This is a genomic window from Herbihabitans rhizosphaerae, from assembly GCF_004216555.1.
Lineage (GTDB): Bacteria > Actinomycetota > Actinomycetes > Mycobacteriales > Pseudonocardiaceae > Herbihabitans > Herbihabitans rhizosphaerae.
In genome coordinates this window covers 1-25,905 of sequence record NZ_SGWQ01000003.1, presented here as the reverse complement: position 1 = coordinate 25,905, position 25,905 = coordinate 1, and the positions used below count along the sequence as shown (strand labels likewise).

At 70.2% G+C, this 25,905-nt stretch carries 24 protein-coding genes, 3 tRNA genes and 1 pseudogene; 17 read left to right on the top strand and 11 right to left on the bottom strand.

Features of this window, described 5'->3' with window-relative positions:
- Positions 1-7 precede the first annotated feature (7 nt).
- The 8 genes from EV193_RS09725 to EV193_RS09690 form a co-directional block, all read right to left on the bottom strand.
- Positions 8-502 carry a hypothetical protein gene (locus tag EV193_RS09725; protein WP_130343735.1) on the bottom strand — a complete coding sequence of 165 codons (495 nt, stop codon included), beginning with the start codon at positions 500-502 and terminating at the stop codon, positions 8-10.
- The gene (locus EV193_RS09720; protein WP_130343734.1) at positions 495-1,118 is read right to left on the bottom strand and encodes a glycosyltransferase; all 624 of its coding nucleotides are present in this window, start codon (positions 1,116-1,118) and stop codon (positions 495-497) included. The genes EV193_RS09725 and EV193_RS09720 overlap by 8 nt, the downstream gene beginning before the upstream one ends.
- Positions 1,115-1,618 carry a hypothetical protein gene (locus EV193_RS09715; RefSeq protein ID WP_130343733.1) on the bottom strand — a complete coding sequence of 168 codons (504 nt, stop codon included), beginning with the start codon at positions 1,616-1,618 and terminating at the stop codon, positions 1,115-1,117. The genes EV193_RS09720 and EV193_RS09715 overlap by 4 nt, the downstream gene beginning before the upstream one ends.
- Positions 1,615-9,465 carry a WXG100-like domain-containing protein gene (locus EV193_RS09710; protein ID WP_130343732.1) on the bottom strand — a complete coding sequence of 2,617 codons (7,851 nt, stop codon included), beginning with the start codon at positions 9,463-9,465 and terminating at the stop codon, positions 1,615-1,617. The genes EV193_RS09715 and EV193_RS09710 overlap by 4 nt, the downstream gene beginning before the upstream one ends.
- A gap of 2 nt (positions 9,466-9,467) precedes the next feature.
- A complete protein-coding gene (locus EV193_RS09705; RefSeq protein ID WP_130343731.1) occupies positions 9,468-9,791 on the bottom strand; it encodes a WXG100 family type VII secretion target in 324 nt (107 codons plus the stop codon).
- On the bottom strand, positions 9,785-10,381 hold the full coding sequence (locus tag EV193_RS09700) for a YbaB/EbfC family nucleoid-associated protein (RefSeq protein WP_130343730.1): 597 nt from the start codon (positions 10,379-10,381) through the stop codon (positions 9,785-9,787). Before EV193_RS09700 ends, EV193_RS09705 begins: the two co-directional genes overlap by 7 nt.
- 126 nt (positions 10,382-10,507) lie before the next feature.
- Positions 10,508-11,152: a hypothetical protein gene (locus EV193_RS09695; RefSeq protein ID WP_130343729.1), complete on the bottom strand. Its 645-nt coding sequence runs from the start codon at positions 11,150-11,152 to the stop codon at positions 10,508-10,510.
- Between the two features lie 91 nt (positions 11,153-11,243).
- Complete coding sequence (locus EV193_RS09690; protein ID WP_130343728.1) at positions 11,244-11,810, bottom strand: sugar O-acetyltransferase; 567 nt, start codon at positions 11,808-11,810, stop codon at positions 11,244-11,246.
- 17 nt (positions 11,811-11,827) lie between these two features.
- On the opposite strand from EV193_RS09690, the gene EV193_RS09685 reads away from it, so the two are divergent.
- The 10 genes and pseudogenes from EV193_RS09685 to EV193_RS09645 all read left to right on the top strand — a co-directional run bounded on the left by EV193_RS09685 (position 11,828) and on the right by EV193_RS09645 (position 17,707).
- A complete protein-coding gene (locus EV193_RS09685; protein WP_130343727.1) occupies positions 11,828-12,871 on the top strand; it encodes a winged helix DNA-binding domain-containing protein in 1,044 nt (347 codons plus the stop codon).
- Positions 12,871-12,963, top strand: a pseudogene (locus EV193_RS34720) (PhzF family phenazine biosynthesis protein); the annotation flags it as partial. The gene EV193_RS09685 and the pseudogene EV193_RS34720, both read left to right, overlap by 1 nt.
- 22 nt (positions 12,964-12,985) lie before the next feature.
- Positions 12,986-13,177: a hypothetical protein gene (locus EV193_RS33720; protein WP_207222627.1), complete on the top strand. Its 192-nt coding sequence runs from the start codon at positions 12,986-12,988 to the stop codon at positions 13,175-13,177.
- Between the two features lie 140 nt (positions 13,178-13,317).
- Positions 13,318-15,954 (top strand): putative bifunctional diguanylate cyclase/phosphodiesterase, encoded by a 2,637-nt coding sequence (locus EV193_RS09675; protein ID WP_130343726.1) that lies wholly within the window; start codon positions 13,318-13,320, stop codon positions 15,952-15,954.
- Between the two features lie 74 nt (positions 15,955-16,028).
- A tRNA-Thr gene (locus EV193_RS09670) sits at positions 16,029-16,101 on the top strand.
- Positions 16,102-16,148: 47 nt separating this feature from the next.
- A tRNA-Met gene (locus EV193_RS09665) sits at positions 16,149-16,221 on the top strand.
- Positions 16,222-16,275: 54 nt separating this feature from the next.
- A complete protein-coding gene (gene rpmG, locus EV193_RS09660; protein ID WP_130343725.1) occupies positions 16,276-16,440 on the top strand; it encodes a 50S ribosomal protein L33 in 165 nt (54 codons plus the stop codon).
- Between the two features lie 93 nt (positions 16,441-16,533).
- Positions 16,534-16,983, top strand: coding sequence for a MaoC family dehydratase N-terminal domain-containing protein (locus EV193_RS09655; protein WP_130343724.1), 450 nt, complete (start codon positions 16,534-16,536; stop codon positions 16,981-16,983).
- The gene (locus tag EV193_RS09650) at positions 16,980-17,390 is read left to right on the top strand and encodes a MaoC family dehydratase (protein ID WP_130343723.1); all 411 of its coding nucleotides are present in this window, start codon (positions 16,980-16,982) and stop codon (positions 17,388-17,390) included. Before EV193_RS09655 ends, EV193_RS09650 begins: the two co-directional genes overlap by 4 nt.
- 101 nt (positions 17,391-17,491) lie before the next feature.
- Positions 17,492-17,707 carry a hypothetical protein gene (locus EV193_RS09645; protein ID WP_130343722.1) on the top strand — a complete coding sequence of 72 codons (216 nt, stop codon included), beginning with the start codon at positions 17,492-17,494 and terminating at the stop codon, positions 17,705-17,707.
- Positions 17,708-18,054: 347 nt separating this feature from the next.
- Here the strand turns inward: EV193_RS09645 and EV193_RS09640 are convergent, their stop codons facing one another.
- A complete protein-coding gene (locus EV193_RS09640; protein ID WP_130343721.1) occupies positions 18,055-19,296 on the bottom strand; it encodes a pyridoxal phosphate-dependent aminotransferase in 1,242 nt (413 codons plus the stop codon).
- A gap of 237 nt (positions 19,297-19,533) precedes the next feature.
- Between EV193_RS09640 and EV193_RS09635 the strand changes: the two genes are divergently transcribed.
- The 4 genes from EV193_RS09635 (at position 19,534) to rplA (ending at position 21,797) form a co-directional block, all read left to right on the top strand.
- A tRNA-Trp gene (locus tag EV193_RS09635) sits at positions 19,534-19,606 on the top strand.
- Positions 19,607-19,638: 32 nt separating this feature from the next.
- Complete coding sequence (gene secE / locus EV193_RS09630; protein ID WP_130343720.1) at positions 19,639-20,082, top strand: preprotein translocase subunit SecE; 444 nt, start codon at positions 19,639-19,641, stop codon at positions 20,080-20,082.
- Between the two features lie 61 nt (positions 20,083-20,143).
- Entirely contained in the window at positions 20,144-21,001 is an 858-nt protein-coding gene (gene nusG, locus EV193_RS09625; RefSeq protein ID WP_130343719.1) for a transcription termination/antitermination protein NusG, read from the top strand.
- 76 nt (positions 21,002-21,077) lie between these two features.
- Positions 21,078-21,797 (top strand): 50S ribosomal protein L1, encoded by a 720-nt coding sequence (gene rplA, locus EV193_RS09620; RefSeq protein WP_130343718.1) that lies wholly within the window; start codon positions 21,078-21,080, stop codon positions 21,795-21,797.
- A 152-nt stretch (positions 21,798-21,949) separates the two neighbouring features.
- On the opposite strand, the gene EV193_RS09615 is transcribed toward rplA, so the two are convergent.
- Entirely contained in the window at positions 21,950-22,930 is a 981-nt protein-coding gene (locus EV193_RS09615; RefSeq protein WP_130343717.1) for a PHP domain-containing protein, read from the bottom strand.
- A 1-nt stretch (position 22,931) separates the two neighbouring features.
- On the bottom strand, positions 22,932-23,576 hold the full coding sequence (locus EV193_RS09610) for a hypothetical protein (RefSeq protein ID WP_130343716.1): 645 nt from the start codon (positions 23,574-23,576) through the stop codon (positions 22,932-22,934).
- Between the two features lie 472 nt (positions 23,577-24,048).
- Here EV193_RS09610 and rplJ point away from each other — a divergent pair, with 472 nt between their 5' ends.
- The 3 genes from rplJ to EV193_RS09595 all read left to right on the top strand — a co-directional run.
- Complete coding sequence (gene rplJ / locus EV193_RS09605; RefSeq protein WP_130343715.1) at positions 24,049-24,582, top strand: 50S ribosomal protein L10; 534 nt, start codon at positions 24,049-24,051, stop codon at positions 24,580-24,582.
- A gap of 62 nt (positions 24,583-24,644) precedes the next feature.
- Positions 24,645-25,034 carry a 50S ribosomal protein L7/L12 gene (rplL, locus tag EV193_RS09600; RefSeq protein ID WP_130343714.1) on the top strand — a complete coding sequence of 130 codons (390 nt, stop codon included), beginning with the start codon at positions 24,645-24,647 and terminating at the stop codon, positions 25,032-25,034.
- Between the two features lie 484 nt (positions 25,035-25,518).
- A partial coding sequence (locus EV193_RS09595; protein WP_130344328.1) for an ABC transporter ATP-binding protein occupies positions 25,519-25,905 on the top strand: 387 nt, incomplete at its 3' end.

The window sequence follows — 25,905 nt, the reverse complement described above, 5'->3', positions numbered from 1 at the left end:
TCCCGGATCACTGCTGGGCTCCCGCGGAGGTCTGATTGATCAACCGCGTGCCGAGGTCCGCCGCGATCTCCGCGAGCTCGCGGCCCGCCTCTGCCACGCCGACTGCCGGTCCCGGCGCGAGGCGCGCCGCCAACTCGTGCAGCAGCGAGCCGATGACGAGCGCACGCAACTGGGTCAGCGGAACATCGCGAACCGGATGGTCCGGCACGTGCTCGCCGCGCGCGCGATCGTCGGCCAACTCCGCGCGGATCTCCTCGGTGAGCCTGGTCAGCTCGTACGGGCCGGACGAGCCGTCCTCCCGGTAGTCGGTGAACGCGAGGCTGTGCCGGGCCGGATCGGGCGTGCCGGCCGGCGCCGACGGGGAATCCAGGAGCACGCGATGGAGTTCGTGCAGCTCTGCCGTGTACGGCGCGGGGTGCCGGGTGTTCAGCGCGGAGTGCAGCACTTCGGCCGCCGCCGCGCGCAGGGTTTCATATCGTGCGGCCAGATCGTCGTCAGTCATCACTGCTCCCGCTGCCACGCACCTCGGTGATGGCCTTCATCAGGTCGGCGGCCGACTCTCCCGCGCTTTGCAGCGTTCGCAGCGCGGTCACCAGGGCCTCGCGCAGTTCGGCGGCCCGCTGCCGCGTGGTGTCCGGGTTGTCGAGGGCCTCCGCGAGTTCGGTGATCCACCGTTGGACCGGTGCCGCCGCCTCGCCGTCCGCGCGCCGGATCACCGAATGCTCGATCAGCCGCGGATCGAAGCGTCCGCTCTCGACGAGGAACCGGCCGATGCCGCACGTGTCGGGCACCAGGACGGGCACCTCGGCGACGATCGCGTCCAGGGCGGTCAGGCCGACGTTCTCGTCACGGCAGTTCACGACGACGACGTCCGCTGTGTTGATCGCCTCACGCTGCGCCCGCTTGTCGCTGGTGTATCCGCGTACCTCGACGTGGCGGCCGGCCACCTGGGAGAGCAGGCGCCGGGCGGCGCGCACGGTCTCGGGCGGCGCTCCGTTCACGATCAAGCGCACCGGCCGGCCAGCACCGCGCACCATCAGCGCGGCCTCGTGCGCGCCGTGTTGCATCACGTCGCAGCGTCCGGCGAAGACGACCGGAGGTCGCTGTTGCGGGCTCACCGCTGTGCTCCGGCGAACGTCGGTGCCAGGACCTCGTCGGCGAGTTCCCGCGCGACAGCGGCCAGTTCGTGCCCGCCCGGGTCGCCGGTGGCGGTCAGCCGCGCCGCCAGCTCCTGCAGCAGTGTCGCGACGATCATGGCCCGCAGTTCGGTCAGGGTCGGGTTCCACTCGTCCGGGTAGTACCCGCGCGGGTGCTCGGCCACATCGTCCTTGGCCATACTCTCCCGGATTTCCGACGCGTCGTGGGCCAGGGAGAACGGTGCCCCGCCGGGCACTCCACGTTCGTAGTCCAACATGCTGAGCAGATGCAGGTCGGGGTCGATGATCTCGCGAGTGGCGACGTCCTGGGACTCGGGACCGGTCAGTGCCTGCGCGAGGGCGTCCAACTTCTGCTGGTGGGCCGGGAACACCGGCGCCGGGTCGGCCGCCGTCGACTCGATCACGGCCGTGGCGGCCCGCCGCAGCGCCTCATAGCGGTGCGTGAGCTCGTCACCGGTCATCGCAATCTCCTCGCCTTGTCGACCAACGATCCCACTGCCGTCTCCCAGGTGACCTTCCGGTCCTTGAACTCCTGCTGCAGGTCCAGGGCACGCTGCTGGGCGGCCGGGTAGTCCTCGAGCATGGTCCGTAACCCGTCGAACCACAGGTCGGTCGGCACCCGGTCCTCGAAACCCTGCTCGACGATGCTGTTGCCGGTCAGCTCCGGTGAGAACTGACCCGACTCGCCGAGCCAGCGGCCGAAGCCGCTGCTGGACGGGACCATGACCGGGACGCCGGCGGCCGCCGCCTCCTGGGCGGTGAGCCCGAACCCCTCGGCACGCGAGGTCATGACCATGACATCGGCGTCATCCAGGTCCGCGTCCAGGTCGGAGCGTTCCGTGGTGAACGGTCGCACTTCCACGGTGTCACCCGCGATCCTGGAGAGGATGCGACTCTGTGCCTTCACCAGTTCTGCAGGCACACCGCGTACGACCAGCCGCGCCGGCACGCCGGCTTCGCGCAGTCTGCCGACCACCTCCGCCGCCTCTCTGGTGCCCTTCTGGCCGACGTCGGCGCGGCCGGAGATGTACACGGTCAGCGGGCGCCCCTCGGTCGAGCGCTCCGGCCGGTCCCGGAACTCCATACCCGGGATGAGCTCGTGCACCCCTTGCGTCGCCACGTGCTCTCCGGTCCGCGCGGCGATCTGCTGAGCCTCGTCGACCATCTCCCTGACGTTCTCGGTGATCGCCGGTCCGACACCGACGGCGAGATCGGCGCCGGCCACCAGGTCCCGCTCGACGGCGTGGTTCTCGATGCCCTTGGCCGCCTCGCCCGCCTCGTCGGACTCCTTCACCCGGCCCAGCGCCTCGGGCACCATGTGGGTGAAGTGGATCAACTTCGCGTCCGAGAAGTTGGCGTCTCGGGTCGCCGCGGCGTCCGGGCCCGAGAAGCGCGTGTGCCCGACCACGAAGTCGACCTTCTCCGGCATGTCGGCCGGGTCGTGCTCGGGGCCGAGGAGCAGGCGGCTGTCCGGGTTGTCCGGCAGGTCCCTGGGGCCGAGGATCCGCAGATTGGGGCGCTGCGCGTCGGCGTAGGGCGTGGCGTCCTCGCCGATCCGCACGACCACGTTGTGCCCGGCGTCGGCCAACGCCTCGGCGAGCGCCCTGTTGAAGACCACGACGCCGCCCCTTCTGGGGCTGTACTCCGTGCACAGCAACAGGAACGTCTTGACGGCCTCGTCGGCGTCGTTCTCGTCGTCCCGGTCCCTGCGGGCCTCGGGCGTCGGCGCGGGGTCGGTGGTCAGGTCCCGGTCGGTGGGCGGGCCGCCGAACGGGGTGTCGTCGGCCGCCCGCTGGGACGCGGTCGGCGGCGGGGTGTCCCGCTGGGCGAGGTCGTTGGTCGGCGTGTGGCCGGGCGGGAACGGGCTCTCGTGGATCTGGTGAGTGCCGTCCGGCCGGTGGGTGGCCCACTCGCCGTTCGGCGGCCAGCCGGGCACCGCGTCGCCGTTGAGGTCCCGGTGGCCCGTGGAGGCGAAGATGTTGCCGTCGTAGTCGACCCACGCGTCCGTGCGCGGCGCGAGTACGTCGGCACCGAGTTCCTTGGCCAGTTGTGCGGCGAACCCGTCGCCGGTCCGGCCCGTCTCGCAGGACAGCAGCCGGATCGGCTGGCCCGGCCGGTAGTCCGGGTTCGCCCTGATGATCGCGGCCAGATCGGCGGCGGAGATCGGCGCGCGGTCGCCGAGCGGCCGGATGGTGTTCGGCGCGCCGTGCACGTCCACGGTGAAGAACGGCGGCGACGGCTGGACCTGCCGCGCGGAGAACAGCTGGTTGCCGTCCGCGCGGCCGTCGTAGAGCGCCATACCGGCGTCCGTGGCGTGCGCGGTGTCCCGGACGTGGTCCAGGCCGTCGGGCAGTTCGCGGAGACGGTTGCGCAGCGGCGGCCGCTCCCGAGGTGCCTGCTGTTGATCCCGCTGCGACGGCGGTCGGACGGGGACCGGCGGCTGTTCGGCCTGCTCACGCTCCCGTGCCTCGCGTCGCACCTGCTCGCGCGGGTCGTCCAGGCCAAGGTCGGCGCGGTGCGCTGCCTGGTCCCGGTTGAAGTCCGCCCAGGCCCTCGCGTGGTCGGGCACCCGTGGCTGGCCGGTGTCGCCGCCGCGCGGCCCGAAGCTCTGACCGCCCTGTGGGCCGAAGCCGTCCGGCCGGGTCGTGGGCGGCGGCTGCTGGAACGCCACTCGCGGGTCGGGCCGCTGGGGTGTCTGCTGGGGGTTCGGCGCGGTCGGGTGCGCCGACTGCGGTGCCGGCGCGAACTGCTGAGGCGGAGGCGGCGGTTGCTGCGGTGGCGGCGGCGCTTGGTGCTGCGGCGGGCCGAACTGTTGCGGACCCGGCTGCTGTTGCGGACCGGGCGGGTGCTGCGGACCGGGCTGCTGCGGGCCGGGCTGCTGCGGGCCGGGCTGGTGTTGCGGGCTGGGCTGGTGCTGGGGCGGGCCGAACTGCTGGGGCGGTGCGGACCGCTGCTGCGGTGCCGGCTGCTGCTGCGGCGGCGGTGCCGGGTGTTGCGGAGTGCGCTGGTGCGGCGGAGCCGGGTGCTGGGGCGGTGCCGGATGTTGAGGGGTGTGCTGGGGCGGCACGTGCTGCTGCGGCAGGTGGTGGTTCGGGGGCGGGCCGGGCGGCATCTGCGGCGCCAGGTGCGGCAGCTGACGCGGTCCGGGCGGAGGCGCCATGTTGTGCGGTGCCAGGTGCTGCGGGCCGGGCGGTGGACCCGGCGGCATCTGCGGCGGTGCCTGCGGTGGTGTTTGGGGCGCGTCGCCCGAGCTGAACAGCCGGTTGAACAGGTTGCGCAGCGGCCCGTGCGAGCGCGGGTCGGACAGCGACAGGTCGCCCCTCGGCGCGGCCGCGTTCGCCGCCGCCTGCTGCGGGTTCTGGTGGAACGGCGGCAGATCGGCGTCGGTGAACGGCAGCAGGCGAAGCGACGCCGGGTTGTTCGGCAGGTGCATCAGCTCGCCGGACTGCGGGTCGATGAACGCCACGCCCTCCGGCGTCCTGGAGACCATCGCGACGTGACCGCTCTGCCGGCCGGTGGCCGGGTCGACCGACACGACACCCACCACGCCGTGCGCGCCGACCGGGCGGCCGTTCATCGCGCTGATGATGCTGTCCCAGCTGGGGTGGTTCTGCCAGTTCCCGCCGAGGCGTTCCTGCACGTAGTTGAGCGTGCCCAGGCGCGGCAGGTCGCGCGGGCGCACGCGCGGCGCGGTCACGTCGTCGCCGAACATCCGGCGCACGTAGTTGACACAGCACCGGGTGCAGTTCGTGCGGAAGCCGCGCTCGAACGCGCGGAACGCGGAGAATCTCGGGTTGACGTTGCGCAGCTGCGGGTGCCGCTGGTTGATGAACTGCTGCGCGGAGTCCCGGTCCGCGGTGCCCATGTGGATCGCCGGCTGCGAGTGCAGGCCGGGAACCGAGCGGGACATCGCGGCGAAGTCGGGCCGCGCGGGTGCCTGCATCGAGTCGGCGAGCTGCCGGAACGACGGCTGCTGTGACGGCGGCGGGTTCAGATTGGACTGCCGGAACGGCGCGCCGTTGTCCGGCCCGGACGCCGGTGGCGACCAGTTGTCGGCCGGCCGCGGCGGCGCGAACGACTGGTCGAACCCTGGCCCTGGCGTGGGGTGCGGCGCGACCGGCGGCACCTGCGCCTGCGGTGGCGTCTGCGGGGGCGCTTGAGGTGGCGTCTGCGGTGGTGCCAGGTTCTGCGGCGGCGCCTGTGGCGGTGCTTGAGGCGGTGCTTGAGGCGGCAGCGGTGACTGCGGGTGCGGTGGCGTCGGGGTCGGCGCCTCGTGTCGCGGCGGGGCCAGGTTCTGTGGCGGGGCCTGGTTGTGCGGCGTCCGCGGTGGTGCGAGGTTTTGCGGCGGCGCCTGGGGCGGTGCTTGAGGCGGCGGCGGTGACTGCGGATGCGTGGGTGTCGGGGACTGTGCCTCGTGTCGGGGCGGGGCCAGGTTCTGTGGGGGCGCCTGGTTGTGCGGGCTTTGCGGTGTTCCCGGCTGTGGCGTGTGCTGCGGCGTCGGCGACCCGATCACCGGCGGGTCCTGGCGCGGCGGCGTGGTGCCACTGTCCTGGACGGTGTTGCGCGGATCGGCTGGCGTCGGGGGAGTCTGCTGTGGATCACGCGGTGGTGCCGGGTGATCTTGGCGCGTGACCGGGTTCGGATCGGTGTCGGTTCGCGGCGGCGGCGTCAGGGTGGACGGGTCGAACGACAGCGGCCGGTTCGTCTTGACCTCGACGTCCCGGAAGTCCATACCGTCCTCGTTGAGCCGGCGAACGGCCGACTCGGTGAACGGCGTCTCGGGTCGGTAGTGGCCGCTCTGGTCGGACATGAACTCGACGCGGCCGTCCTTCACCCGCAGCTCTCCCGCTGCCGCTACCGGGTTACCGCCGAGGAAGCTCGAGTGGTGGAACTCGCCGAACTCGTGATGGTTGGACGCGTAGAGGTTGCCGTGCTGGTCCATGACGAAGATCGCACGTTGACCGTCGCTTCCACCCCACATGGAATTCCCTGCGCTGGTGTCGAACGGCTTGCCGTCGACGCCGTACAGCAAACCTTCGTGCACGAACACCCGGTGTGATTCGAGTTTGGCCGCGCTGAGGTATTCCACTCGATACGCAGAGGGAATGCTGTCCGCCTCGCCCCGATCCTCGCCCACGTACTCGGACAGGAGCGGGGTCGTGGGATCGGAGGGGCCGTCCGCGGCGGTGCGTGGCGGTGGGATCTCGGACGGGTCGAGCGTGCGTGCCGGCGGGTCGGCCGGCCTGGACGGCGTGCTGTCGCCGCTGTCGCTGCCGGGGTCGGGCGTGCCGGACGGGTCGGGATCGAAGCTGGACCCGGTGCCGAGCACCGCGCCGATGTCCACGCGTCCGTCGGGACCGGTCGGCCGGTCGGGTGGCCCCTGCGGCGACTCACCGGGACCGCCGAACGCGGCGGCCGGCGGGGACTGTGGTGCGCCTAGGACGCGCGCATCCCCTTGGCCGGCCACGCCCCCTCGGTCCGCTGGCGAGTGAGGATCTTGCCCGCCGCTCCCAGGAACAGGTGGTTCTCCAAGCCGTCCGCCGGTTTGGCGCGGCGGTCCCCCTTGTCGATCGTCAGCTGGCGGTCCAGTTCCTCCGGGCTCGTCCCGAACGCGTACTCCACCGCCTCCTCCGTCTCCTGGATCAGCTCGAAGTACACCAGCAGTGCCATCCGTTCCTCCAAAGGAAACGTCCAGGTCCTCGCCGGCGCGTGCCGGTTCGGCCGATTCCCAATTGTGCTTCTCGTTGGCGGCCTGGTGCGCCTCGCTGTACGGCGCGTCCGGATTCTCGCGGAGGTAGTTGGACTCGGCCAGCTCGTGCTCCAGCAGCACGAGGTCCTCGGGCCGGTGATTGCCCTCGTTGAGCCGGATCCACGCCTCGGCGATCCCGGCGTAGGGATCGAACCGCTGCCGGACGTACTGGCCCGGGTTCTCGTAGTCGGTGAGCAGGTGCTCGTCGACCATGAGGTGCTGCTTGATCTGTGCCAGCTCGTCACGGGTGAACCCGACCCGCCCGTCCGCGCGCGGCGCGTCAGCCAGGTGTGCCGCCATGCGGTCGACATCGGTCGAGTCCGCACGGAATCGCTCGTAGGCCTCGTTCGCCCAGGCGTCGGCGGCCTCGGGATCACGTGGCCGGATCGTGGCACCTGACTGCAGGTCGCCGGCCGGCGGCGTGGAGTCCCCGTCGCCCGGCTGGTCGGGTGCGTTGGACGGAGGCTGTTGCGCGGCGTTCGGCTGGTTCTGTGTCGGTGCGGGGTGATTCGGCTGAGCGGGCGCGTCGGTGCGGGGCGGCGTTGCCGGCCCACCGAACGCGGTGGCCGGCGGGTTGGCCTGCCCCGCGGGAGTGGCCGGCCGCTGCTGGGGCGGTGCCTGAGGTGGTGACTGGGATGGCGGCGGCGTGCCCGGTTGTCCGGTGGTCGGAGTCGGGGTAGGTGTCGGTCCGCCGAACGCCGGGGTGTCCTGGCGGGGCGCGGGCGCCTCGGTGCGCGGCATCGGAGCCGCCGTCGGGCCGGTCGGTGCGACCGGAGGAGTGCCGCTCGGGCCGAAACCGCCCGGCGTCGTGCCGGCGGTGGGCCTGGACGCCGGAGAGGAACCCGGCGACTGGGACGGGGATTGTGTCGGCGACTGCGACCCGGTGTTCGGCGAGGACGTGCCGCTGGAGCCCGCGTTCGGACTCGATGACGAGCCACCGGAATGCGAGCCGCCCGAGTGTGAACCGCCGGACGAGCCACCCGAGTGGGAGCCACCGCTCGACGGCGAACCGCCACCCGAGGGTGAACCGCCGCCGGACGGCGAGCCTCCACCGGACGGCGAGCCGCCGCCCATCGGGGCGCCACCACCGGACGGTATGCCGCTCGATTGACCGCTGCTGGACGACGGCCCGTCGCTCCCGCCGAAGCTCGGCGTGCCGCCGGACGGGCCGCTGGGCGCCGGACCACCGGGCGCGTCGACCGGCGACGAGGCCAGCGACGCGGACACCGAGCCGAAGTCCGACCGGCCGCTGCCGCTGCTACTGCTCGGCGAGTCCGCTGTGGGCGAACCGCTCGGCGACCCGCCGGAGCCCGAGCCACTCGAACCCGAGCCGGAGCCACTCGAACCGGAATCCGTTGCGCTGTAAGAAGAAGAGCTGCCGCCGTCCCGAGGCGCGGGCGCACCCGTGTCCGATCCCGATGGCGAGCCGTTCGAGGAGAACGGAGCCGGCGACGGGGACTGCGACGGGGACGGCGAGGAACCGCTGTCTCCAGGACTCGGGCTGCCCGACGGAGCCGGGCTGTTGTTGCTCGGGCCGTTGTTGCTCGGACTGGGCGAGGGCCCGCCGCCGTCCGATCCGGGATCGACCGACGGACCGGAGCCGTCCGGCGCGTTGATGTTCATGTCCCGCAGCCCGGAGGCCGCGCCGCGCACGCCGTGGGTGGAGCCGGAGACACCGCCGGACGTGGCGCCGAACAGCACGTCCTTCGCGGACAGGTCACCCATGACCAGCCCGGTCCCCAACGCCGTGCCGGCACCGTCGAACGCGCCCCGCACGAACCCGCGCGCGGCACCCTGCGCCAGCGTCCCGCCGAACGAGTCGGCCGCACCCCGGCCCATGCCCTTGAACAGCGCGTCGCCGCCGACACCGACCACGCCGCCGACCGCACCGCCGACGGCCGCGCCGAACGTTTTCTGGCCGTCCCATTCCTTACGGTCGCCCTTGGCCATCTGGTAGCCCTGCGCGGCCGCGTCGATGGCCATCTCTTCGAGCATGCTCCGCGCGACGGCGCCGGGCAGCTTCTTGAGCAGGGCCTTGGCCACACCCTTCAGGCCGAGCTGCATCAGCTTCCTGATGAGCTGGCGGAACACCAGCTGGATAGCCGCGCGGGTGGCCATCTGCGCCGGGATCGACCCGGCCAGCGAGGCGCCGAAGGTGAAGAACGCCGCGGCGATCATCGCGATGATCTCGACGACCAGGATCGCGAGCGAGATGTTGATCGTGATCTTGGTGTACTCGACCTCGAGTGCCGCCTTGTCGCACGCCTTGCTCAGGTCGGCGCACCCGGACTTCATCGACGTGAGGTAGGCCTCGTCGCCGGTGGTGAACTTCTTCCAGGCCTCGTCGAATGCCTTGGCCGCCTCGCCCTCCATGTTGGCGAGCACGCCCTTGTGGCCCTGGTTGCCGGTGGCGATGACCCCGTCCATCGCCTTCGACGCGCCCTCCCACGCGTCGCGTAGCCGCCGGAGGGCGTCCTCGTTGCCCTCCGGCCAGCTCTCACCGACGACGATCGGCAGCAGCCACTTGAAGTCGTCCGGGACCCAGCACTCGATGGCCACGCCTACTTACCGCCCGCCTTGGTGATGTTCTGACCGCTCTTGTGGTCGATGTTCTGGTGGTTGGAGGACGCACCCTTGACGTTGGTCTCGAACGCCTTGATCCCGGTGACGAGCTTGCCGAACGCGTCCCGGACGCCGGTCACCGCCGGCTTGTAGTCCTTGCTGAACGCCTGGCCGGACTCGTCGTTGCCCCAGCACTCGCCCTCGGCGTCGAGCACCCGGAACAGCGCCTTGCGCGCCTCCTCCATCTGGTTGCTCGCCTCGCCGAACTTGCCGGAGGCCTTCTTCGCCTCCTCGGCCTTGAGCCCGAAGCCGCCGTCTACCACGAGCTACCGCCTTCCATCCAGCTCTGCGGCTCGTCGTCGTGATGGTCGTCCGGACGGCCGCGCTTGGGCTTGGGCTTCTCCTCGACCACGGGTGGCGGAGGTGCCGGCATCGACGAGGTCATGAAGTTCTGCTCCTCGTCCTCGTGCGAGGGCGGCGTCTGACCGGGGTCCGGCTCGGTGGTCGGAACCGGCGGGCGGAACTCGGCCAGCGACGGCGCGCCCTCGAACAGTTCGGACAGATCCGGCACGCCCTGCTGCAACGGCGACATCAGCTCGCTGACCCGCCTGCCGACCTCGGCCGCGCCCTGGCTGACCACCTGCTGCACGGTGCGCGCCAACGCCTGCGGCGTGCTCTTGCTGAACGCGACCGGCGCGAACTCGAGGTTGGACAGCCGGCCGTTCGCGTCCACGGTGGCGCGCACCAGGCCGTCCGGCGAGGTGACGGTCGCGGTCGTGGTCGCCGCCTCGCTCTGGGCCTCACGGAACTGCTCGGCGCGCTGCTGCACGTCGGTGAGCAGGTCGTCGAGGCGATCGCGCGCCGCGGCGTTTCGCGCCTGCATACGCAGGATCTCGTCGTCAGGTTCGGTCACGGTTCCCCATTGTCGGGCGTTCGCAGGTCGGTCTGTCGCCGCATCCCAGGTCGACCGTACTTCGGATGGAGACGGCGCGATGTCGGTTCCCGAAAATTTCGCACACCGGTGGCGGAGGTGAAGGCGTCAGCTCTCGCTGGCGCCGACTTCGCCGTACGGGCGGACATCCTCGGACGTGAAATCGGTCGCGTCGATCAGTGCTTGGAGCACCTCGTTCGCGGGGCGGCTCGGGTCGCGAGACAGGACGGCGAGGTCGTCCGAGTCCGACCACCATCCTGTGACCAGTGCGATCTCGTCCCCTGACCGCAGGCGCAGCAACAACACGTTGCGGCCGCTGCCACCGTCCTCGGTGCGAAAGAGGTATTTGACCTTGTTCCGCACACCGACGATGTGGAGGCCGATCCGGCCAACCACGGCCGCGTTCGCGTACTCCGACGGCCAGCGCCTGGAGTCCAATCCGCGGTGCGGCGGCGTTGGCCAGGGCCGGTTGGCGTCGAGGTGTGCGCGCACACGCTCGAGGAATGCGCGGAACTCCTCTTCTGACGGCGGGCTCGGGACGTAGGACAGATCGATGATCGTGCTCAGGGACACTTCGGACCCGAGTGCCTCGGTGAGGGCTCCGTATTGCTCGTCCTGGCTGAACTCGGTGATCGGCTCCTGAATCAGCGCCAAGGCGATCCGCCGCGCGGTGCTGTCGTCGCGCGCCGAATCTCTGACCGTGTGCAGGATCCTCGCGACGATCGCCTCTGTGGAGTCAGTCAGGGCCGCCATGTGTCTCCGCCTTTCGCGCACCTCCGGGAGCTGATCGCCGCTCCCGCGGCAACGGTAGTCGGTGCGGCTGACGCCGCGGTCGCGATCCGGATCATTCGGTCGGCAGCTGTCTGATCACCCGGCACGGGTTCCCGGCGGCCAGCACCGCGGGCGGAACGTCCCTGGTGACGACGCTGCCGGCGCCGATCACCGCGTTGTCGCCGATGGTCACGCCGGCGCAGACGATCACGCCGCCGCCGAGCCACACGTTGTTCCCGATGGCGATCGGCGCGGCGGTCTCCCAGCGCTGCCGGCGCAGCTCGTGATCCTCGACCGGGTGCAGCGCGGTGAGTAGTTGCGCGCGCGGGCCGATCGACACGTCGTCGCCGATAGTGATCTTCGCGCAGTCCATGAGTATCGCGTCGTAGTTGAGGAAACTGTTGCGCCCCAACGTGATCAGGTACCCGTAGTCGCACTGGAAGCGCGGCATGATCCACGAGCCGTCGCCGATGCCGCCGAGGAGATCCTGGAGGACGGTGCGGCGCTCGTCGGTCTGCTCGGCGGTGGTGACGTTGAACTTGTCCAGCAGCGCCTGGCAGTGCCGGCGCTCGGCGACGAGGTCCGGGGCGCTGTCCTTGTACAACTCGCCGGCGAGCATCTTCTCCTTGTCCACGCTCATACCGCGATCATGGCACCGTGCACGAGGACGGATCGCTGGCCGCGCGGGCCGCCGCGCAGGGGTTGGCCGCGCGCGGGTCGGACGTGGCCGAGGCGGTGCGCCGGGTGGTCGCGCTGCAGGGGCAGGACGTGCGGGCGAGTCGGCTCGCGGTGCGGGCGCGCACGGCCGGGCTGACCGCGTCCGATGTGGACGACGCGATCGCGGCACGGAAGGTCGTGCGCACCTGGGCCATGCGCGGCACGCTGCACCTGCTGGCGGCCGAGGACGTGCGCTGGATCGTGGGGCTGTTGGGGCCGAGGTTCGCGCACCGGACCCGCGGCCGGCGCGAGCAGCTCGGGCTGGACGAGTCGAGCACCGCGCGCGGAGTGGCGGCGCTGACCGAGGTGCTGTCCGGCGCGGGGCCGCTGACCAGGGCGAAGATCGTGTCCCGACTGGCCGGCCACGGCGTGGTGCTCGACCCGAAAAGCCAGGCGCCGGCGCACCTGCTCGGCTACGCCGCGCTGACCGGCGTGCTCTGCCGTGGGCCGGAGGCGCCGAAGGACGAGTCGACCTACGTGCTGCTGGACGAGTGGCTGCCACCCGCACCGGTGATCGATGAGGAAGAGGCACTGGTCCGGCTGGCGTCCCGCTATCTGGTCGGGCACGCGCCGGCCGACGCGGCCGACTTCGCCACCTGGGCCGGCCTGCCGTTGGGGCGCGCCAGGTCCGCCTTCACCGCGATCGGTGACCACGATCGGCCGGCCGCGTCCGTCCCGGAGCGCGGGGTCGTGCGGCTGCTCGGGCATTTCGACGCCTACCTGCTCGGGTACGCCTCGCGCGTGCCGGCCGTGCCGCCGGAGCACGACCGGAAGATCCAGTCCGGCGGGGGTTTCGTCATGCCGGCGGTGTGCGTGGACGGCCGCGTCGTCGGCACCTGGCGGCTGGACCGCTCCGGCGGTCGGGGGACCGTGTCCGTACAGCCTTTCGGTGTAGTGGGTTCGGCCGTCCGTCAGGCCCTCTGTGACGATGCCGACGATGTGAGTCGCTTCCTGGGGATCGAGGTCGACCTGGCCATACCGTGATGCCCATGGACGTGTACTCCGGCGCGAACCCGTTGCCGCTGCGGTGGTTCACGTCCACGGTGGAGGTCGACCTGTGCGGGCACGCCACGCTCGCCACCGCGCACGTGCTCGGCGGTGCCGAAGCCGTTCGACGCGCCACCGTCCCTCCACAGTGGACTGTCCGGCGTCCGTGCGGTGCTGCGGGGCGTGGCCGGCAGGGGAGTGATCGTGACCGCTCCCGGCGACTCCGACGGCGTGGATTTCGTCAGCCGGTGCTGCTACCCGGCGGCCGGTCTGTCCGACGCCGCCGTCCAGAATCTGAGATAGGCCATCCAAGAAGTGGACTTCCCTCGCGGAAAAGCACCCCTGGAAATCCGGCTCCGAGACGGTACAGTGACTTGCCCGTCGGGGCGACGTTGCTAGACCAGGGGGCTCCTAGTCAGCGTGCTGACGGACGAGGAGGTCGTATGCCGGACGACCCAGCCGCGGCCGAGGCTGCCGCCACAGGCTGGGCCGCGGGGCAGCCCACCCCGGACGAGGTCGCCCGCCGCCGGTTCACCCTGTACTCCCTCACGGTGCTCTGCACCGGGCTGGTCGGCGCCGCGCTCGTCTACTTCTTCATCCCGCCGCAGCCGCACGCGCACACCGACAACGTGGTCGCCGGCATCCTGCTCGCGCTCGGTTTCGTGCTCGCCGAGCAGCTCTCGGTCAACATCGACGTGCGCAGCGGCGTCTCCTGGTCGATCTCGTTCACCGAGATCCCGCTGGCCATCGGCCTGTTCGTGGCGCCGTTCGAGGTCGTGCTCGCCGCCCACCTGCTGGCCGGCGTCGGCACCCTGATCGTGCGCCGCGTGCAGGACCGGGTCCTCTACAACACCGGCGCGATGATCATCGAGATCTCCTGCGCCTTCGCCGTCGCGCACCTGGTCGAGGTGGCCCTGCGCGGGCTCGGCCCGTCCTGGGCCGGCGTGTGGGCCGGCACGCTCGTCGTCCCGGTGTCCAGCACCCTGCTCGCGCTCGCCGCCGTGTACGTGCTCGGCCGCCGGATGGGCGTCGGGGCCGCGCTCCCGCTGCTCGCCCGCACGCTGGTGCTCGGCCTGGTGAACGCGTCCGTCGGCGTGGTCGCCTACCAGGTCGCCGCGCACGCCGAGTACGGCTGGCCGCTGGTGATCATGACGCTCGGCGGGCTGGCCGCGCTGTACCTCGCCTACTCGGGCCTGCTGCGCGAACAGCGCGACCTCGAGGCGCTCGCCGACATCAGCCTGGTCGTCGGCCGGGTCGGACACCAGAGCACCCTGCGCGCCTCGGACGAACTGGACGAGACCGGCGTCGTGGTCGGCAACGACGAGTGGCCCACCATCGCCGAGCGGATCCGCGACCAGCTCGAGGCGTCCCGCGTGGTGCTGCGGCTCTACCCGGACGCGCCGGGCGAGCCGGCCGTCGTGGTCGCCGGCGACCCGCTGCCCGCCGGTCTATCCGGCGACACGGCGGGCCCGCGCAACGATCCGCTGCTGCGGCTGCCCGGCTCGCACGTGCGGCACTTCCGGCTGTCCGACGCGCTGCCCGACGTGGCCGAGGCGCTCTGGCGGCGGGGCGTCGAGGAGGCGCTCGTGGTGCCGCTGCGCAGCTCGAACCATTTACTCGGCGTCATCGAGGCACACGACCGGCTCAGCCGCTGGCGCGGTTTCGGCACCGCCGACGTTCGGCTGATCGGCACCATGGCCAGCCACGTCGCCACCGCGATGGACAACCGCAGGCTGCTCGCGGCGCTGCGGCACGACGCCTACCACGATCCGCTGACCGGTCTGCTGAACCGGCCAGGGTTCCGCCAGGCCGCCACCGAGGAGCTGCGCGAGTTCCCCGACGCGTTCGTGCTGCGGGTGGACCTCGACGTGATGTCCACGATCAGCGACGCGCTCGGCTACGCGTGGAGCGACCGGCTGGTCGTCGCGGCCGGTCGGCGGCTGCGCGACGCGGTCGGCGCCACCGCACCGCTGGCGCGGCTGGAGGGCGGCGCGTTCGCCGTGCTGCTGCACGCCGACGACGCCGACGAGGCGCGGGTGGTCGCCGAGCGCCTGCGCACGCAGCTCGCCGCGCCGTACCCGGTCGACCGGCTCACCGTGGAGGCGAGTGCCGTGGTCGGCTACGCGCCGGCCGCCGCGTTCGACCAGCCCAGCGGAGTGGACGTGGACGCGCTGCTGCAGCGCGCCGATGTCGCCGTGCGCGCGGCCCGCAGCGGCGGCGAGGCGGCTCGCGAGTACATGCCGAGCATGGGGCAGGTGTTCCTGCGGCGGTTCCAGCTCGTCACCCAGTTCCGCTCGGCGCTGGAGTCCGGCCAGGTCAGCGTGCACTACCAGCCGAAGGTGGCGCTGTCGGACCGGCAGGTGCTCGGCGTGGAGGCGCTGGTGCGCTGGCGGCACCCCGAGTACGGCGCGCTGGACCCGGACGAGTTCGTGCCGGCCGTCGAGGCCGCCGGTCTGATCGACGCGCTCACCACGTTCGTGATGGAGCGCTCGCTGGAGAAGGTGCGCGAATGGCTCAGCCGCGGCCTGCGGATCTCCGCGGCGGTCAATCTTTCCGTGCGCAACCTCGCCGACACGGAGTTCCCTGACCGGGTCGCCGACGCGCTGGAGCGCCACCACGTGCCGCCGGAGCTGCTCACCCTCGAGCTGACCGAGTCCGGCGTGATGGCCGACCCGGAGAAGGCGCTGCCGGTGCTGCGGCGGCTGCACGCGATGGGCATCGTGCTCGCGGTGGACGACTTCGGCACTGGGTACTCGTCGCTGGCCTACCTGCGGCAGCTCCCGGTGGACGAGGTGAAGATCGACAAGAGCTTCGTGCTCGGCATGGGCACCGATCTCGGTGACCTCGCCGTGGTCCGCTCGATCGTGGAGCTGGGCCACTCGCTGGAGCTGACCGTGGTCGCTGAGGGAGTCGAGGACGACGCCGCGCGGGACGCGCTGACCGCCATGGGCTGCGACGTCGCGCAGGGCTATCTGATCTCCCGGCCGCTGTCGGATTCGCGCTTGGAGGCGTGGCTGCGGGCGCGCACCCACCGCATGGTCAACCGGCGGGACGAGACGGTGCTCACGTTGCTGCCGTGATCGCCCTACCCCGTTTCCCAACCCGGGCAGCCCTTGTGTACAGTCGTCACCGCTCGCGTGAGCGATTCGAGCACGCCCCTTTAGCTCAGTCGGCAGAGCGTCTCCATGGTAAGGAGAAGGTCTACGGTTCGATTCCGTAAAGGGGCTCGATCACGTCTGGGGTGACCCGGACACCCCCCGGCGACGGGGACCATGGCGGTGTAGCTCAGGTGGTAGAGCAAACGGCTCATAATCGTTGTGTCGCCGGTTCAAGTCCGGCCACCGCTACGCGAGAGTGGCGCAGGCCCGACGGCTGCGCCGAGTACAGAGAGAGGCAATGCTGTGGCTGCCACTGACGTGCGACCGAAGATCACGTTGGCGTGCGAGGAGTGCAAGCACCGCAACTACATCACCAAGAAGAACCGGCGCAACGACCCGGACCGCTTGGAGATGAAGAAGTTCTGCCCGAACTGCGGCGCGCACCGTCTGCACAAAGAGACTCGCTGACCGGGCGCGAAGCCCCGGATTCGTGAGGCCGCTCACCAGTCTGGTGAGCGGCCTTCGCGCGTGCTGAACCAACACTCCCGGTAATCTGTTCGGGTGCCTCTTGATCAGTCGTTCGTCGGCCGGGAGTACCCGCCGACCTGGGTTTACGAGATCAGCCGCGAGAAGATCAAGGAGTTCGCGGACGCCATCGGCGACTCGAATCCGATCTACCTCGACCCCGAGGCCGCGCGCGCGGCCGGACACGAGGACGTGATCGCGCCGCCGACGTTCGCCACGATCGTCAACACCAAGAAGATCTACGAGGTGGTCAGCGATCCGGATCTCGGGTTCGACTCCGGCCGCATGATCCACGGCGACCAGCGCTTCGCGTTCACCCGCCCGCTGCGCGTCGGCGACCGCCTCGCCGTGACCATGCACATCGACAAGGTGGACACCCGGATGGGCAACGACATGCTGTCGCTGCGTGCGGAGATCCACAGCGTGACCGGCGAGCACCTGCTGACCTGCGCCGCGCTGCTGATCTCGCTGGGAGGCTCGGCATGACCGCCGCCGACGTGGGCGACGAGCTGCCGCCGCTGTCCGTGCGGCTCACCCGCGAGGACCTCATCCGCTACGCCGGCGCGTCACTCGACTTCAACAAGATCCACTGGAACGAGCGGATCGCCACCGGAGTGGGCCTCCCCGGCGTGGTCGCACACGGCATGTTGACCATGGCGCTGGCCTGCCGACTGGTCACCGACTGGGCCGGCGACCCCGGCGCGGTGGTCGACTACAGCGTGCGGTTCACCCGCCCGGTCGTGGTGCCGGACGACGACGAGGGCGCGCTCGTCGAGCTGACCGGCAAGATCGCCGAGAAGCGCGACGACGGCACCGTGCGGATCGACATCACCGCGAAGTTCGAGGGCAAGACCGTGTTCACCAAGGCCACCGCCCTGGTCAAGCTGAATTGATCCTTCCCAGTTCACCCGGATGAGCGAGTCGCCGTTGCGCGATCGGGTGAAGGACGAGAGGCTTCTGCCGTTCCAGCCAATCTCGACATGGAGGTCCACAGGTGGCCCTGAATGTGAACAAGCTGGTCGACAAGGCCTACGAGGACAAGAGCTTCAGCGAGCTGCTCGCGGCCCCGCCTTCGGCGCTCGAGGGCCTGACCACCAAGCATGACGAGGTCCTCGCCGGCCTCGGCATCAAGACAGTGGGCGACCTGGCGAAGTGGAAGTACGCCGAGCGTGCGGCCGCCATCGCCGCGCTGGCCGAGTTCCAGGCCTGAGCCACAGGACGACAACGGGGAGCCACCGAGTGCGGTGGCTCCCTGTTCTTTTTATCGAGGGCAGGGTCGCCGAGTCGGCTTCGCCGACGGCCTGTGGTCTTTTTGCTTTGGTGGTTGGGGGCCGCGAGGTGGGTGGCTGGGTTTCGTGGGTGGTCCAGTCACGCCACCTCCACGACAGCGGGCTCGTTCCTCGCCCGCTGTCCCTCCGGCGTCGTAGGGGCGACCGCCCTCGACAATGAGGGCGACCTCAGCGGGGCTTTTGATCGGTGCGGTCAACACACCCGGCTGCGTGAAGTCGGTAGGTGGGTAGGTGGGCCTGGGGTAGGTGGGCCCGGGGGGTGCGTGGGCTACTTCGCCTCGCGCAGGAGGTCGCCCATCCGGGTGACTCCGGTGACCAGGTCGTCGTCGCCGAGTGCGTAGGACATTCGGACGTACCCGGGCGTGCCGAACGCCTCGCCCGGCACCACGGCGACCTCCGCCTCCTCCAGGATCAGCGCTGCCAGCTCCACGCTGGTCTCCGGCCGCTTGCCGCGGATCTCCTTGCCCAGCACGCCCTTCACCGACGCGTAGCAGTAGAACGCGCCCTTCGGTGTCGGGCACTCCACGCCAGGGATCGCCGACAGCAGCTCGACCATCGTGCGCCGGCGGCGGTCGAACGCGGTGCGCATCTCGGCCACCGCGTCCAGTGGCCCGGACACGGCCGCGAGCGCCGCGCGCTGGGCCACGTTGCACACGTTCGAGGACAGGTGCGACTGCAGGTTCGACGCCGCCTTGATCACGTCGGCCGGGCCGATCATCCAGCCCACCCGCCAGCCGGTCATCGCGTAGGTCTTCGCGACGCCGTTGAGCACCACGCAGGTGTCGGCCAGCTCCGGCACGGCGACCGGCATGGAGACCGCCTCGACGCCGTCGTAGGTCAGGTGCTCGTAGATCTCGTCGGTGATCACCCAGATGCCGTGCTCGTGCGCCCAGCGGCCGATCGCCTCGACCTGCTCGCGCGGGTAGACCGCGCCGGTCGGGTTGGACGGCGAGCAGAACAGCAGGGCCTTCGTGCGCTCGGTGCGCGCCGCCTCCAGCTGCTCGACGGTGACCAGGTAGCCGGTCGACTCGTCCGCGGTGACCTGCACGGTGCTGCCGCCGGCGAGCGTGATCGCCTCGGGGTAGGTGGTCCAGTACGGCGCGGGCAGGAGCACCTCGTCGCCGGGGTCGATCAGCGTGGCGAACGCCTGGTAGACGGCCTGCTTGCCGCCGTTGGTGACCAGGATCTGATTCGCCTTGACCTGGTAGCCGGAGTCGCGGGCGGTCTTGGCGACCAGGGCCTCGCGCAGCTCGGGCAGGCCGGCGGCGGGGGTGTACCGGTGGTTGCGCGGATCGCGGGTGGCCTCGGCGGCGGCCTCGACGATCGGGTCCGGCGTCGGGAAGTCCGGCTCGCCGGCGCCGAAGCCGATCACCGGCCGGCCGGCGGCCTTGAGCGCCTTGGCCTTCGCGTCGACCGCGAGGGTGGCCGATTCGGCGATGCCGCCGACGCGCTTGGAGACGCGGGGACGGTCGGTGGGCTTTGCATCTGTGGGCGCGTGCGGTGCTGCCATGTTGGAATCGTCGCAGATCGGACCGGACGCGCCGGACGTGACCCCGCCGTTGGTCGGGGTGTCGCCGGGTCGCGGCAGGCACCCATGTGGAGCTGCCTCGCGGCGCTGTGTCGTACACTCTGGGACTTGGAGCGTTCGATACCGGCCCCACAGTGCGCGAGCATCGCTCGATTCAATACAGTGGGGCAGGTCTCATACGTCCACACGGCGGTTGCGTGAGTGATCGCGCGGTCGCAAAGGGGTGTAGCTCAACTGGCAGAGCAGCGGTCTCCAAAACCGCAGGTTGCAGGTTCAAGTCCTGTCACCCCTGCGTAGAACTGAACGGCGAGCGGAGGAACTGGCGTGGCCGAGGACCGGGACAAGAAGCGGGAAGAGGGGCAGGAGCGCCCTTCTCGCCCGGTCACCGCTGCGGCGCGGCGAGAGCGTCGTGGTTCCGCGCGGCCCGAGGCGAAGAAGCCGGCGTCCAAGCGCACCGGTGACTCCGCCGCGAAGTCGGGCTCGAAGGACAAGGCCGCGAAGGCCGACTCCAAGTCCGTGTCGGCCGACCGGAAGGGTCGCGCGACGCCGACGAGGGACGGCAGGGAGACCAAGCAGGCCCTGCCGAAGCGGATGTTTCGGTTCCTCCGCGAGGTGGTCGCCGAGCTGCGGAAGGTCATCTGGCCGACCAGGAAGCAGATGATCACCTACACGGCCGTCGTGTTGGTCTTCGTGGCCTTCATGGTGGCGTTGGTGTCCGTGCTGGACCTCGTGCTCGCCAAGGGCGTTCTGGCCCTGTTCGGCGAGTGACGTCGCGCTTCGGCGCGTTGCGGCACGGGATGCCACTGTACGAAAGGAAGCGAGACCAACTGTGACCTCCGAGAACGGCACGGCCGGCGGGAGTGAGCTGACCAGCCTGTCCGAGGAGACCGAGGCGCTGGCGACCGACGAGCTCGAGAACGCCGAAGGCACGTCCGACGAGTCCACGGCGGAGACGGCTGACGAGTCGGCCGACCCCGCCGAGGAGACCGCCACGGACGAGACGGCCGACAGCGCCAACGCCGAGGCGTCCGGGGAGGAGCCCGAGGCCGACGCCGCGGACGCCGCCGCCGAGGAGGCGCCCGATCCCGCGGCCGAGATGCGCGAGGCGCTGCGGACCGCGCCGGGCGACTGGTACGTCGTGCACTCCTACGCCGGCTACGAGAACAAGGTCAAGACCAACCTCGAGACCCGCATCCAGACGCTGGACATGGAGGACTTCATCTTCCAGGTCGAGGTGCCCACCGAGGAGGTCACCGAGATCAAGAACGGCCAGCGCAAGCAGGTGCAGCGCAAGGTCCTGCCCGGCTACATCCTGGTGCGGATGGACCTCAACGACGCCTCGTGGAGCGCGGTGCGCAACACCCCGGGCGTGACCGGCTTCGTCGGCGCGACGTCCAAGCCGTCGCCGCTGAGCCTGGACGAGGTGCTCAAGTTCCTGCTTCCGCAGGTGGAGGAGGCCAAGCCGGCCGCGTCCGCCAGCAAGGGCGGCGGCGCGTCGTCGAAGCCGACCGTCGAGGTCGACTTCGAGGTCGGCGAGTCGGTCACCGTCATGGACGGGCCGTTCGCCACGCTGCCGGCGACCATCAGCGAGGTCAACGCCGACGGCCAGAAGCTGAAGGTGCTCGTCACGATCTTCGGCCGGGAAACACCGGTCGAGCTGTCGTTCAGCCAGGTCTCCAAGATCTGACCCGAACGACCCGTACGCGTGGGAGGGCCGGCGCTGGCCCGCACCACGACTGTTCACCCGTTGGAATGAGGACAGCATGGCAAAGCGCAGTAAGGCCTACCGTCAGGCCGCCGAGTTGATCGACCGCGAGCGGCTCTACACGCCGCTCGAGGCCGCGAAGCTGGCGAAGGAGACCTCCAAGGTCAAGCTGGACGCGACCGTCGAGGTGGCGATCCGGCTGGGTGTCGACCCCCGCAAGGCCGACCAGATGGTGCGCGGCACGGTCAGCCTGCCGCACGGCACCGGCAAGACCGTCCGCGTGATCGTGTTCGCCACCGGCGACAAGGCCGCGGCCGCCGAGTCGGCCGGCGCGGACGCCGTCGGCGCCGAGGACCTGATCGAGCGGATCCAGGGCGGCTGGCTGGACTTCGACGCCGCGATCGCCACCCCGGACCAGATGGCCAAGGTCGGCCGGATCGCGCGCATCCTCGGCCCGCGTGGCCTGATGCCGAACCCGAAGACCGGCACGGTCACCCCGGACGTGGCCAAGGCCGTCACCGAGATCAAGGGCGGCAAGATCAACTTTCGGGTCGACAAGCAGGCGAACCTGCACCTGATCATCGGCAAGGCGTCGTTCGACCAGGACAAGCTCGTCGAGAACTACGCCGCCGCGCTGGACGAGATCCTGCGGGCCAAGCCGTCCGCCGCCAAGGGCCGGTTCCTGAAGAAGATCACCTTCAGCACCACGATGGGCCCGGGCATCCCGGTCGACCCGTCGCGCACCCGCAACCTGCTCACCGACGAGGCCGTTGCCTGAGATCCGATTCTCAGCACCCCGGCCCTCGCCCTTAACTTGACCCCAAAGCAGCTGTAGCCAAGGGGTACCGTGACGCAGCTCAGCCTCGGTGACGACGTAACCGCACCGTGCGCAGGTAGGTACCCATTACTGGGAAATTTCGGGGAGGCGGGTTAGTCCGCCGATTTGGTGTTGATCACCCGATCGGCGGGCACGTCGCATTCAGCGGCCCGTTCGCAGCCGAACGGCAGCCAGTCGAGCTGACCGGGGGCGTGCGCGTCGCTGTCGATCGCGAACTGGCAGCCGATCTCGACCGCCATGCGCAGCAGCCGGCGCGGCGGGTCGAGCCGGTCCGGCCGCGAATTGATCTCCACGGCCACGTTGTTGTCCCGGCAGGCGGTGAATACGGCCTCCGCGTCGAACCGCGACTCCGGCCGGGGCCGACCGGCGACCTTGCGGCCGGTGCAGTGGCCGAGCACGGTCACCCTCGGGTTGTGGATGGCGGTCAGCATGCGCTCGGTCATCTCCGGGCCGGGCATCTTCAGCTTCGAGTGCACGCTCGCGACCACGACATCCAGCTCGGCGAGCAGGTCCTCGTCCTGGTCCAGACTGCCGTCGTCCAGGATGTCGACCTCGATGCCGGTCAGAATGCGGAACGGGGCGAGTTCGGCGTTCAGCTCGTCCACGATGGCGAGTTGTTCGCGCAGCCGTTGTTCGGAAAGCCCGTTGGCGACGGTGAGCCGGGGAGAATGGTCGGTGAGCGCCACCCATTCGTGCCCGAGATCGCGGGCCGCCTCGGCCATTTCGATGATCGGACTCCCGCCGTCCGACCAATCGGAATGCGTGTGACAGTCGCCGCGCAGTTTCTCGCGCAGTTCAGCGCCGCCCGGTGGCGGCGCCTCGACCCTTTCCCGCAGCTTTTCGAGATAGGTGATCGGCCGGTCCAGCACCGCTTCCGTGATCACCGCGGCCGTGGTCTTGCCGACTCCGGGAATGTCCTGCAGCCGCCCGCGTTTCGCGTCGTCGGCTATCTCCTCCGGACTGATCCGGCTGATGCGCCGCGCCGCGTTCCGAAACGCCTGCACGCGGTAGGTCGGCTCACCGGCCCGCTCCAACTCGAACGCGACCTGCCGCAATGCCCGAACCGGATCCACGTCACCGCGCTCCCGCCGGACACGGGTCCGGCTCGTTCCGGTGTCCCGTGATGATCCACTGGCCGAGTTCGATCTCACTCAGCACGAAAACGCCGATCCTCGGCCCGCCTTCGACGCGAAGGTCACACGAGCTGATCTCAATCGTCTTCGCGCCCGGCGGAATAGTGAAATTGGACCCGGGACGCGGCAAGCTGTACTTGTGCTTGTTGGTCAGCTTTGAATTGAGCGTCGTCACCGCGAGTTCACAACTTGGTGCGCCGAGATCGGCGGTGAACTTCTGCCGAGCATCGTCGGTGAACCTGTTGCACGCGTCGACAACGATGTTCTGCGCGACGTTGTCGTACAACTGGCGGACCATCGCCATGGGGTTGTCGCTGAACACGAAGTTGGTCTTCGTGCGACCGCCGCCACCGGCTTCGATGGCGTTGTCGGAGTCATTCTTTCCGAAATAGTGCTGGTAGGCCCAGTACGCGGCGATCAGGAGGATCAGGAGCACCACGAGTTTGCGGACGAGCTTGCTGCGCAGCGCGCGTTTCCACAGTGGCGGCTTCGGCGCGGGGGGAAGCTGTCCGGTCTCCTCCCGGTACCGCTGGAATTCCTGGAACTGTTGGAACTCCTGAAACTTGCGGAACTGCTCGGCGTCCATCTGCGAGGCCGGCGCCGGTGCCGGCTGGGCCTCGGGGACGACGGGCGGTCCGGGTACGGCGGGTACCTCGGGGACGGCAGGTCGTTCGGGCACGGCCGGCGGGCCGCTCGACTCGGGCAATCGAGCCGGCGGCGAGGCGGGCGGCTGGTCCTTCTCGGCCACGCCTCCCATCATGCACCGTCACCGCACCGGTCCGGTACGTCACCATCGGGGCCGATTTGGAGCGCCGAACACGCGTCACGTATCGTTGCCCTGGTTCTACCGAAGACCGCTGGTCTTCCGCCCACTCCGGTGGACGGAACGAAGGCCCCGCGACGAGCAGGGCGGCCCGCGCAGGAGGACGTGGCTCTCCCGGGCGCTCGCCGCCCGCCTGAAACGCCCCGTGCTACTGCGCCGGGGCGTTCGTCGTCTCCGAGGAAACTCACGGGGCTCGGTGCACCAGAGGTCACCAGCCCAACGAGAGGAGGCGACCATGGCGAAGCCGGACAAGGTGGAGGCCGTCGCCGAGATCGCGGACAGGTTCCGCAGCAGCTCGGCCGCCGTCATCACCGAGTACACCGGTCTCTCCGTGTCGCAGCTGACCACGCTGCGTCGCGCTCTCGGTTCCGACGCCACCTACCGTGTCGCGAAGAACACCCTGGTCAAGCGGGCCGCGGAGGACGCGGGCGTGCAGGGCCTCGAGGGTCTGTTCACCGGGCCGACCGCGATCGCCTTCGTGCAGGGCGAGCCGGTCGACGCGGCGAAGGCGCTGCGCGACTTCGCGAAGGACAACGAGGGCCTTGTCATCAAGGGCGGCTACATGGACGGCCGCCCGCTCACCGTCGACGAGGTCGCCAAGATCGCCGACCTCGACTCGCGTGAGGTGCTGCTCGCCAAGCTGGCGGGCGCGATGAAGGGCAACCTGTCCAAGGCCGCCGGGCTGTTCAACGCCCCGGCGTCCCAGGTCGCTCGCCTGGCAGCCGCGCTGCAGGAGAAGAAGGCCGCTTCGGAATCCACCGAGAGCTGATCAACCCCGAGTAAATCCATGCGCCCGGATTACCGGGGTGCAAGACAGGAAGGAACGCCATCATGGCGAAGCTGAGCACCGACGAGCTGCTCGACGCGTTCAAGGAGATGACGCTGCTCGAGCTCTCCGAGTTCGTGAAGCAGTTCGAGGACACCTTCGACGTCACCGCGGCCGCTCCGGTCGCCGTTGCCACCGGCCCGGCCGGCCCCGGTGCCGCCGCTGAGGTCGAGGAGGAGAAGGACGAGTTCGACGTCGTCCTGGAGTCCGCCGGCGACAAGAAGATCCAGGTCATCAAGGTCGTCCGTGAGCTGGTGACCGGCCTGGGCCTGAAGGAGGCCAAGGAGCTCGTGGAGAGCGCGCCGAAGCCGATCCTGGAGAAGGCCAAGAAGGACGCGGCCGAGGCCGCCAAGGAGAAGCTGGAGGCCGCGGGCGCCGCGGTTTCCGTGAAGTGACCTGACTCGACAGAGTCGACCAGAGGGCCGGCACCCGTTCGGGTGCCGGCCCTCTGTGTTGTCTATCGAGGGCAAGGTCGCCTGGTTCGGCTTCGCCGAACGGGGTTGGGGTCTTTTGCTTGGGTGGCTGGGTGCCGAGTGTGGGTGGCCGGGTTTCGTGGGTGGTCCAGCCACGCCACCTCTGAGACAGCGGGCTCGTTCCTCGCCCGCTGTCCCTCCGGCGTCGTAAGGGCGACCGCCCTCGACAATGAGGGCGACCTCAGCGTGGCTTTCGATCGGTGCGGTCAACACACCCGGCTGCGTGAAGTCGGCGGCCTCGGGCTCGCGTTCGGGGCTACTCGTGGGTACCTTGCCCCAACCAAGCAGTAACCCGGACGCGGTGGGCTCGTTGCATGGATGACACCGCGACTGGGTGTCGTGCCAGCCGCGCTGTCGTTACGTGATGTACGCGACGCCGCCGACTGAACAGCTCGGGAGGGTTTTGATGGGCGCCGAGGTGGTTGTCGAAGGACTCACGAAGTCCTTCGGTAAACAGTCCATCTGGCGAGATGTGACGCTGTCTCTCCCTCCGGGTGAGGTGAGCGCCCTTCTCGGGCCGTCGGGTACCGGCAAGTCGGTGTTCCTCAAGTCGATGATCGGTCTGCTCAAGCCGGAGCACGGCAGCTGCATGATCAACGGTGTCGACATCGTCACGTGTTCCGAGCACAAGCTCTACGAGACGCGAAAACTCTTCGGCGTGCTGTTCCAGGACGGCGCGCTGTTCGGGTCGATGAACTTGTACGACAACGTGGCGTTTCCGTTGCGGGAGCACACGAAGAAGTCGGAGACCGAGGTTCGGCGGATCGTGTTGGAGAAGCTGGATATGACCGGC

Excerpts from the sequence above, each read along its gene's own strand:
- EV193_RS09725 (WP_130343735.1), bottom strand. The coding sequence starts at position 502 with ATGACTGACGACGATCTGGCCGCACGATATGAAACCCTGCGCGCGGCG.
- EV193_RS09715 (WP_130343733.1), bottom strand. The coding sequence starts at position 1,618 with ATGACCGGTGACGAGCTCACGCACCGCTATGAGGCGCTGCGGCGGGCC.
- EV193_RS09695 (WP_130343729.1), bottom strand. The coding sequence starts at position 11,152 with ATGGCGGCCCTGACTGACTCCACAGAGGCGATCGTCGCGAGGATCCTG.
- EV193_RS09690 (WP_130343728.1), bottom strand. The coding sequence starts at position 11,810 with ATGAGCGTGGACAAGGAGAAGATGCTCGCCGGCGAGTTGTACAAGGAC.
- EV193_RS09675 (WP_130343726.1), top strand. The coding sequence starts at position 13,318 with ATGCCGGACGACCCAGCCGCGGCCGAGGCTGCCGCCACAGGCTGGGCC.
- EV193_RS09650 (WP_130343723.1), top strand. The coding sequence starts at position 16,980 with ATGACCGCCGCCGACGTGGGCGACGAGCTGCCGCCGCTGTCCGTGCGG.
- EV193_RS09640 (WP_130343721.1), bottom strand. The coding sequence starts at position 19,296 with ATGGCAGCACCGCACGCGCCCACAGATGCAAAGCCCACCGACCGTCCC.
- rplA (WP_130343718.1), top strand. The coding sequence starts at position 21,078 with ATGGCAAAGCGCAGTAAGGCCTACCGTCAGGCCGCCGAGTTGATCGAC.
- EV193_RS09610 (WP_130343716.1), bottom strand. The coding sequence starts at position 23,576 with ATGGACGCCGAGCAGTTCCGCAAGTTTCAGGAGTTCCAACAGTTCCAG.
- rplJ (WP_130343715.1), top strand. The coding sequence starts at position 24,049 with ATGGCGAAGCCGGACAAGGTGGAGGCCGTCGCCGAGATCGCGGACAGG.
- rplL (WP_130343714.1), top strand. The coding sequence starts at position 24,645 with ATGGCGAAGCTGAGCACCGACGAGCTGCTCGACGCGTTCAAGGAGATG.